This is a genomic window from Streptomyces sp. NPDC001744 (assembly GCF_042892575.1).
GTDB lineage: Bacteria > Actinomycetota > Actinomycetes > Streptomycetales > Streptomycetaceae > Streptomyces.
Map to the genome: position 1 here is coordinate 19,622 of NZ_JBIAUG010000036.1, position 8,845 is coordinate 28,466.

5 protein-coding genes are annotated in these 8,845 nt (G+C 74.2%); 1 reads left to right on the forward strand and 4 read right to left on the reverse strand.

All coding sequences use genetic code 11. From position 1 onward, the window contains the following. Positions 1-6: 6 nt before the first annotated feature. From ACFYZY_RS28940 to ACFYZY_RS28950, 3 genes are all read right to left on the reverse strand, one after another. Positions 7-2,982 (reverse strand): tetratricopeptide repeat protein, encoded by a 2,976-nt coding sequence (locus ACFYZY_RS28940; protein WP_388699987.1) that lies wholly within the window; start codon positions 2,980-2,982, stop codon positions 7-9. Continuing rightward, a complete protein-coding gene (locus ACFYZY_RS28945; protein WP_388699990.1) occupies positions 2,983-4,845 on the reverse strand; it encodes an HSP90 family protein in 1,863 nt (620 codons plus the stop codon). 133 nt (positions 4,846-4,978) lie between these two features. Next, positions 4,979-5,953: a hypothetical protein gene (locus ACFYZY_RS28950; RefSeq protein WP_388699991.1), complete on the reverse strand. Its 975-nt coding sequence runs from the start codon at positions 5,951-5,953 to the stop codon at positions 4,979-4,981. A gap of 254 nt (positions 5,954-6,207) precedes the next feature. On the opposite strand from ACFYZY_RS28950, the gene ACFYZY_RS28955 reads away from it, so the two are divergent. Further along, positions 6,208-7,851 (forward strand): glycosyl hydrolase family 8, encoded by a 1,644-nt coding sequence (locus ACFYZY_RS28955; protein ID WP_388699993.1) that lies wholly within the window; start codon positions 6,208-6,210, stop codon positions 7,849-7,851. A 91-nt stretch (positions 7,852-7,942) separates the two neighbouring features. On the opposite strand, the gene ACFYZY_RS28960 is transcribed toward ACFYZY_RS28955, so the two are convergent. Then, the gene (locus ACFYZY_RS28960) at positions 7,943-8,533 is read right to left on the reverse strand and encodes an isochorismatase family protein (protein ID WP_388699996.1); all 591 of its coding nucleotides are present in this window, start codon (positions 8,531-8,533) and stop codon (positions 7,943-7,945) included. Positions 8,534-8,845: the final 312 nt, after the last annotated feature.

Sequence of the window (8,845 nt, forward strand, 5' to 3'; positions counted from 1 at the left end):
GGGCACTCAGTCCCGGGGCCGCGCCAGGTACTCCTGCCGCAGGGTGTCCAGGACGCGCGCCGCCTCGGGGTGGCCCGCCTTCCGGCAGCGCGCCGCCGCCGCCGTCAGCCGGACGACGGCGTCGCCGGGCCGGCCGAGGCCGTTCCCCTCGACCAGGGCGGCGAACCGGACCGCCTCGGCCCTGGGCAGCTCGCCCTCCTCCCCGCCCTCCTCGTGGGCGGCGACCGCCGCCTCGGCCTCGGCCAGGGCCTCCTCGAAGCGCTCCGCCTCCACCAGGACGCGGGCCCGCCGGTAGCGCACCTCGCCGCGCTCGTACCAGACGGCGAAGTCCTCGGCCTCCTCCATCAGCCCGGCCAGGACCCCGTCGGCCCGCTTCAGGTGGTCCAGGGCCGCCTCCACCCCCTCGGAGCCCCGCGCCGCCACCGTGAGGCGGGCGAACTCGCGCGCCATCAAAGCGACCAGGGGCGGGTTCGGCGCCTCGGCGTGCGCGGCGAGCGCACGCTCGTACGCGGTGTCCGCCGCGTCCCAGCGGTCGGCAAGGGCCAGCGTGGTCGCCGTCTCCGCCGCCACCAGCGTGCGGATCGGGCCGTCCTCCTCCCACCCGGCGACCGTGTCCGCGAGCCGCAGGAACTCCTCGGCGGCGGGCAGGTGCTCGTCGAGGTCCCGCAGACCCCGCGCCAGGGACAGCCGCACCTGGGCCGCCATCCGCTCGTCGAGGGAGGAGGCCGCCCCGTGGGAGAGGACCGACTCCAGGACGGCGACGGCGTCCGCCTGCCGCCCCGCGCGCGTCAGCACGTCCGCGAGCCGGAGCCGTACGTCCGTGGCCTCCCCGGGCTCCCCGTCCTGGTCGAACCGGGCGGCCGCCTCGGAGAGGTGGCGCACGGCGCCCGTGAAGTCCCCGAGGTGCGAGACCGCGTGGCCGAGCAGGGCGTACGTCGGAGCCAGGGGGAAGTCCGCGTCGTCGTACCGGACCGCGTCCGCGATCGCCCGGTGCAGCAGCTCCACCGCCTCCGCGGGCTCCTGCCGGGCCAGCGCGAACTGGGCGAGCAGGGCACGCGGGCGCGTGCCGCGCCAGGGCCGCTCCGAAGCGTCGATGTCCGCCAGGGCCGCGCGCAGCTCCGATTCGGCGAGGGCGGTGTCGCCCCGCCGCCCGGCCACGTCCGCGACGAACTGGCGCGCGTTGGCCACCTGGTGGGGGACGGACAGGCGCTCCGCCTCGGCCCGCATCGTCCGCGCGGACTCCTCGAACCGCTCCAGGACGGCCGCGGGGACCTCCGGCATCCGCCGCATCACCTCCTGGTACGCGGCGAAGGTGTGGGCGTACAGCACGGTGAGGTACTTCAGGACGCGCTCCGCCGCCGCCTCGTCACCGGCCGGGGCCCCGCCCTCCCCGCCGGCCGGGGGAGCCTCCTTCCCGAGGAGCTCCGCCTCGCGCAGCGCCTCGTCGAGACGGACCCGGGCGGTCTCGGCCGCCGCGCCGCCCCCCTCCTCCGCCGTGTCCCCGCCGGCGGCTCCGGCGGCGTTCGCCCACGCCTGGGCCCGGGCGGCGAGGGAGTGCCACGGCATCCCGAGCCGCTCGTAGAGCGCGGCGGCCTCCTCCAGCTCCGCGACGCCCTCCGCGTCCCGGCCCTCCCGCGCGTGCGTCTGCGCGCGCCACACCGCCAGTTCGGCCCGCAGCAGGTCCTCGGGGCCGAGCCGTTCGTCGTGCGCGGCGGAGCCGTCGGCGATCCTCCCGGAGACGCGGGACCAGAGCCTGTCGGCCCCGGGGTGCCCCCGGCGCGCCATGCTCCGCGCCTCGCGCACCAGGGCGGCGAAGTCCTCCGGCACCCCGGGAACGGCGGCCGCCGCGCCCGCGCCCGCGGGGGTGCGGGTGGCGGCGGCCGTCCGCAGTCCGAGCGGCAGCGGCTCGTCGAGCAGCGGCCGCCGCCCGAGACGCCGCCGGCGGCGGTCCCCGACGGCCGTGGTGCCGTTGCGCGCGTCGAAGGCGGCGGCGAGCCGGTCCGCCCCGGCGCGGACGTGCGCGAGCAGGCCGCCCGCCGTCCAGTTCCGGCCGGGCGGACCGGCGACGGGGGTCTCCTCGTGTCCGTCCTCCACGAGCCGGGCGAGCAGCACCTCCACCCCGGTGAGGAAGCCCAGCCGGTCCAGGGGCGCTCCGGTCGCCTCGAACAGCGGACGGTTCTCCGCGAGGACTTCGAGGCCCCGGCCCTCGTTGCGCGAGAGGGCGCAGAACTCCAGGTGCAGGCCGACCTCGTGCTGCATGCCGGTGTTGCCCCGGACCCGCCGGTAGCCGGTGAGGTGGTGGGAGCGGGCCTCGTCCGTACGGCCCAGGCGCAGCAGCGGCAGCAGGGCGCGCGCCTGGCTCATCTGCGGTTCCTCGCTGCAGGACCGCGAGCCGTCGAGGACCGGCCCCCAGACGTCGAGGGCCGCCGCGTCGTCCCCCGCCGCCACGTGGTACGAGGCGTGGTGCCGGATCTCGCACGCCTCGCAGTCGCTCAGGTCGGTACGGGGCCGGGTGGCCCACAGGTCGTAGGCGTCGGGGACGCCCGTCCCGGTGTGGGCGGCGACCTGGTACCGCATGGCCGCCACCGGCTGCATGCCGTGCCCGGCCTCCTCGTACCGGTCCCGCATCCGGTCGATCCAGCCGTGCACGGTGTCCAGCGGCACCTCCGGCACCTGGAGCAGGGACGTCGTCACCCACTTGAAGCGCCAGAAGACCTGGTGGGCCTCCCACGGGCTGAAGGCGTCCGGCGCGGTGTCCCACAGCTGGAGCAGCCGGGCGAAGACCACGGGGGACTTGCGCTGCTCGCCGGTGAACTCGTACGCCGTCATCAGCTCCAGGAGGGCCGTGACGAGGGTGTCGGGCTCCTCGAAGACCCCGGCGGCCTCGACCAGCTCCTCGGCGGTGACGGTCCGGTGCGTCCCGTGGGGACGCTCGTGGTTCTCGCGCAGCGCCTCGACGACGGCCTCGGGCGTGTCCAGCATCTACAGTTCCTTCCGGGGCTCGGAGCCGGGTGCCGCCGCGTCCGAACGGTGCATGGCGTGGGTCAGCAGGCCGATGAAGGCCCGGTTGAGCAGGGCGCTCTCGCTCGCCCGCAGGGGGCGGCGGCTGAGCAGCAGCGCCTGGCCGTAGAGCGCTTCGGCGGTGGTCACGGCGAGGCCGCGCTCGCCGATCGTGATCGCCTGGCGGACCAGCGGGTTGAGGTGGTTCAGGACGAGCTGGGCGCGCGGGGTCTCCTGGCGCAGCGAGCCGAGGATGTCGGCCCACAGGCCGTCGCTGTCGGCCGCCAGGCCGGCCCGCGTCCGCTCGTGGCGCGCCTCCCGGTTGTCGAGGAGGAGGGCGGGCGCGGTGACCGGCTGGAAGTCGCGCAGGACGACGTCGCAGTCGTGCGCGCCGATCGTCTCCCGGGCGACCGCGAGGAAGGCGGCCGCCCGCAGTTCGGCGGCCGGTTCCACGGCGTCCAGGTGCGCGGTGACCGTGGCCGGGTCGAGGTCCGTGACGGACGTGCCCGGACGGACCTCGGGCAGCCGGTGCACCAGGTCGCGGTCGTAGGTGTAACCGCCGTTGACCACGCCCAGGCCGGCGGCCGAGGCGATGGGGGCGACCTGGCGGAACTCCTCGACGCTCCGGGTGACCAGGACCGCCGGGTGCGCCCGCGCGAACTCCTCCAGGGTCACGTTGCCGTCGGTGGTCTCGAACGGCAGCCACGGCAGCACGACGCGCAGCAGCTCGTCGTCGTACCGGGCGAGCGCCTTGACCGCCAGGTGGTGGGTGTCGATGAAGCGGTGGAGCAGCGCCGGGTCGCTGGCGGCGAGCCCGGTGAGCCAGTCGCGGATCCGGTCGCCCAGGGCGTCCCGTACGGCGGACAGCGTGCCGTCCTCGTACAGCGACTCCCGGGACGCGGTGGGCCGCAGGCTGGTCGTGTCGACCACGCAGCGCACGAAGAACGCCCACTCCGGGAGGAGTTCGGGCGCCTTGTCGGTGAGGAGCATGCCCTTGAGGTGGACCCGGTGCCCCGCGCGCTGTGCCGGGCTCACCGCCGTCGGCAGCACGTACGCGACCCCGCGCAGGCCGGCCGCCGGAAGGTCCAGCTCGATGCTGTCGAGCGGGGTGAAGTCGAAGAGGTCGCGGCAGTACGCGGTGAGGGCCTCGCGGCGCGCCAGCGGGGAACGGTGGCTCCGCTCCCACGGCGGTGCCTCGTCGATCCGGTGCGCCTCGCCCCGGGAGTCGACGACGGTGACCTCGTGCCGCAGGAGCCCGCCGTAGTGCCGGGCCAGCCGGACGACCTCTCCCGGGCTCGTCCACTCGGCGTTGTCGGCACGCGGCACGAGCCGGACGGTCGTGCCCGGCGCGGGCGCCTCCGACGCGGGCAGGTTCCGGATGGTGTAGCGGCCGTCGGAGTGGCCGCGCCACTCCACGGCGGGCGCCGACGGGTCCGCGGCGGACCGGCTGACCACCGTGATCTCGTCGGCCACGACGAAGCAGGCGAGCAGGCCGATGCCGAACTGGCCGATGAACTCCCCGCGGGCGGCGTCGAGTCCGGCACCGTCCAGGGCGCCGTCGGGGGTCCGCTTGGAGCTGCGTCCGATGGTGGCGAGGAACTGGTGGACGTCCGCCTCGGTCAGACCGACGCCGGTGTCCGTGACGGTGAGCGTGTCGCCCGTGCGCACGGTGATGGTGCCGGGCGCGGCGGGGTCGAGCGCCTGCCGGGCGGTGATGGCGTCCACGGCGTTCTGGAGCAGCTCCCGCAGGTAGACGCGGGGACTGGAGTAGAGGTGGTGGGAGAGCAGGTCGACCAGACCGCGCAGGTCGACCTGGAAGGTGTGCGCTGACTCGGAAGGAGACACCTGGGGAAGTCTTTCGGTGAACGCGCCCGTGCCGACGGGCGGGAGGAAGGGTGAAGAGAGGAGAGGAGAGGAGAGGGGAAGGGAGAGAAGGGTGCGGAGCAGGGGCGGCGGTCGCGCCGGCCGTCCCGCCGGTTCAGCGTCCGGCCGCCGAGCGCCGCTCCCGGTAGGCCGCGACGGGGTCGGAACCGTCCAGGTAGGACCAGGGGAACTCGGTGACCCGTCCCTCGGTGGCGCGGAAGCACTCCCGCGCGGCCTCGCGGTCCCCGGCGAGCGAGAAGGCCATGGCGAAGCTGTTGAGCACCTGGAGCCGGCCGCTCCGGCGGACGGAGTCCGGGTGCCGGTAGGAGTGGTCCGCGGCCTCGTGCAGGGACGCCACCACGTCGGGCCGGCGGATGTGGGCGGCGTCCGGTCCCGGGTCGAGGGAGAGCCACTCCTCCAGGTGCGCGACCGCGACGAGCTGGCCGAGGAGCGTCCCGGCGGGCGCGCCGAACGCCGACGCGCGCGCGAAGGCGTGCATCTCCTCGTGCGATCCGCCCCACTTCTCGCAGACCTGCTGCAACTGCTGCTGGTGCGCCCCCAGGTGGTGCGGGGCACGCCGCACCGTCGCCTCGAACCGGCGCCGTGCGACCTCCGGTCCGACCTCCAGGCCGCGCCCGCTGACCTGGAGGCAGTACCAGGGCGAGGCCCATCCCGGTTCGCGCTCCGCCGCCTCGTACAGATGGCGTTCGGCCGTGCGCAGGCGCGCGTGGAAGGTCTCGAACCGCTCCCGCGAGACGTCCTTGGCGCGTGCCGCGGTCCGGGCCTCCCAGCCCCAACTGACGTGGCGGAGGCCCGCCACGAGCCGGGGCAGCGCCGCCTCCGGTTCCGCCTCGATCACCCCGGTGATCCACTCCTCCACGCCGGCGGTGTCGCAGACCGCCCACAGGAGGTCCGTCCGGCCCTCGCTCTCGGGACGCGCTTCGAGCACCTCCCGCACGGTGGCCCAGTCCGCCGCCGCGGCCGCTTCGCGGACGCGGGTCGCTTCGGGACCCTCGTCCTCCTCCAGCCGCGCGACGGGCCGCCCCGTCCCCTTCCCCAGCGCGAGCCCCCACGTACGGAGCAACGCCATGTCCCCACCCCTTGCCGTGTGCGAACGGGGCGGCCGGTGATCGTCCGCCCCGTGGGGGTAGTGACTATCACGCGGGTACGACAGTCGCACATCCGTTTCCCGGCCGGGCCGCCCGCGATCGCCCCCTCCCGACCGCCGGCCGCTCCCCGTCCCTTCGCGCGCGGGGTCTTGCGCGGAAGCCCGGCCCTCTCTACCCTCCGCCGATGGTTAGGAAATATTCCTAACCAACATCCCTGGAGAGAAAGGGAGTTGGCATGCGTCGACGAAGCGTCTCGCTTCTCGGGCTCGCGGGCCTGCTGGCGTTGCCCCTGACGGTCCTGCCGGAGGCGCGGGCCGCCGACGGCCCGGTGTCCACCGGAAAGCCGGTGACGGCCTCGTCCGTCGAGACCTCGGCCTTCGGCGCCGGGCTCGCGGTGGACGGCGACACGAGCACCCGCTGGGCGAGCCTCGAAGGGGTCGACCCGCAGTGGATCCGCGTCGACCTCGGGGCCCCTCACACGATCTCCCGCGTGAAGCTGAACTGGGAGGCCGCGTACGGCAAGGCGTACCGCATCCAGACCTCGGCCGACGGGACCACCTGGAACGACGTCTACTCCACCACCACCGGCGACGGGGCGGTCGACGACCTGACGGTCTCCGGCAGCGGCCGGTACGTCCGGATGTACGGGACCGGGCGGGGCACCCCGTACGGCTACTCCCTCTGGGAGTTCGAGGTGTTCGGCGCGCCGTCCTCCGGGGGCGGCGGCGGAACGGCCGTCCCCTTCGGCAGCCACCTCAAGCCGTACGCCGCCGGGACGCTGAAGCCCTCCGGCGCGCAGGCCGCGCTCGACCAGAAGGTCGTCGACTACTACAACAGGTGGAAGGCCGCCTTCGTCCGGCAGAACTGCGGCAACGGCTGGTACCAGGTCTACTCGCCCGACGCCGACCACCCGTACGTCGCCGAGGCGCAGGGGTACGGCATGGTCGTGGCCGCCACCATGGCGGGCGCCGACCCGGACGCGAAGAAGATCTTCGACGGACTCGTCAAGTGGAAGATCGACCACCCCTCCTCCGTCAACCCGGACCTGCTCGCGGCCGAACAGAACGCGGACTGCGTGAGCGTCTCCGGCGGCGACGGCGCCACCGACGGGGACATGGACGTGGCCTACGGCCTGCTCCTCGCCGACAAGCAGTGGGGGAGCACCGGCACGTACAACTACAAGGCCCTCGCGCTCAAGCACATCGCCGCGATCAAGAAGGACGAGCTCAACCCGACCACCAGACTCCTGAAGCTGGGCGACTGGAGCAGCGCCGGCGACCAGTACTACTACGTCTCCCGCACCTCGGACTGGATGGTCGACCACTTCCGCGCCTTCCGCGCGGCCACGGGCGACACCACCTGGGACGCCGTGCGCACCGCGCACCAGAACCAGATCACCCGCCTCCAGTCCACGTACGCCTCCGGCACCGGACTCCTGCCCGACTTCGTCGTCAACACCGACACCACGCCCAAGCCCGCCCCGGGCAAGGTGCTGGAGCACGACAACGACGGCTTCTACTGGTGGAACGCCTGCCGTACGCCGTGGCGCATCGCGGACGACGCGGTGACCAGCGGGGACGCCACGTCCCTCGCGGCGGCGCGGAAGCTCAACGGCTGGATCAAGACGAAGACCGGCGGCGATCCGAACAAAATCGGCATCGGCTACAAGCTCAACGGCACCCAGATCTCCTCCGGCAGCGAGGCCGCCTTCTTCGCCCCGTTCGCCGTGGCGGCGATGACCGACCCGGGCAGCCAGGCGTGGCTGGACGCCCTGTGGAACAAGATGCTGAACACGCCCGTCGACACCAGCAGCTACTTCTCGGCGAGCATCCAGCTGCAGGTCATGATCACGGCCTCGGGCAACCACTGGGTTCCGTAGCCGTACGGACGGAGTCCCGGAACGGCGCCCCGGGACGGCGAAGCGGTGGGCCCCGACACCCGTCGGGGCCCACCGCCTCGTTTCCGGCAGGTCAGACGAGCACCACCGGCTTGCCGCTGAGCTCCACGCCCGCCGCCCGCAGCTCGTCGAGCGCGCGGTCGGTGGTGGCCTCCGTGACCCCGACCGTGTGGTCGAGGAGGACGCGCACGTCGAAGCCCGCCCGGATCCCGCCGAGCGCGGTGGCCTTCACGCAGTGGTCCGTGCCGATCCCGACGACATCGATGCCGTCGACCGCGCGGGCGCGCAGCCACTCGTCCAGCGGCGTCCCGCTCTCGGTGGCTCCCTCGAAACCGCTCTTGGAGGCGGAGTGGGCGCCCTTGAAGAAGACCTCCTCCACGGCGCCGGAGGCGACGACGGGTGCGAAGTCCGGGTGGAACTCGGCCCCCTCGGTACCGGCGACGCAGTGGACGGGGAAGGAGTCCTCGAAGTCCGGCTCGTCCGAGAAGTGGTCGCCCGGGTCGACGTGGTGGTCCCGCGTGGCGACGACGTGCGCGTACCGGCCGTCCGTGCTCCGGATCAGCTCGGCGATGGCGGCGGCCCGGTCGGCCCCGCCCCTCACGGGGAGGACGCCGCCCTCGCACAAGTCCTTCTGCACATCGACGACGATCAGGGCACGGCGCACGGGAGCGGCCTTTCCTCGGGGGGTGGAAGAAGTCGCTCCATGGTCGCGCCCCCACCGGCCGCCGGGCGAGGCGCGCGCCCGCTGTTCACCCGATGGGGATCATGGAACGGGGTTTCTGCCCGAAGGACCGTTCCGCCGCGCTCCGCGGGGACGCCCGGTGCCGGCGTCCGCGACCGGCGTGCGGGCCGAGACCGGCGGCGCCGCCGGCGGGGAAGGCTCAGTGGTCCGTGGGGGTGTCGGTGAGGAGGGCGGTTTTGAGGTCTTTGAGGATGCGGGTGAGGAGTCGGGAGACTTGCATTTGGGAGAGGCCGA

Bases quoted from the DNA above. Each gene is read 5' to 3' on its own strand.
- ACFYZY_RS28940 (WP_388699987.1), bottom strand. From the start codon at position 2,982: ATGCTGGACACGCCCGAGGCCGTCGTCGAGGCGCTGCGCGAGAACCAC.
- ACFYZY_RS28950 (WP_388699991.1), bottom strand. From the start codon at position 5,953: ATGGCGTTGCTCCGTACGTGGGGGCTCGCGCTGGGGAAGGGGACGGGG.
- ACFYZY_RS28955 (WP_388699993.1), top strand. From the start codon at position 6,208: ATGCGTCGACGAAGCGTCTCGCTTCTCGGGCTCGCGGGCCTGCTGGCG.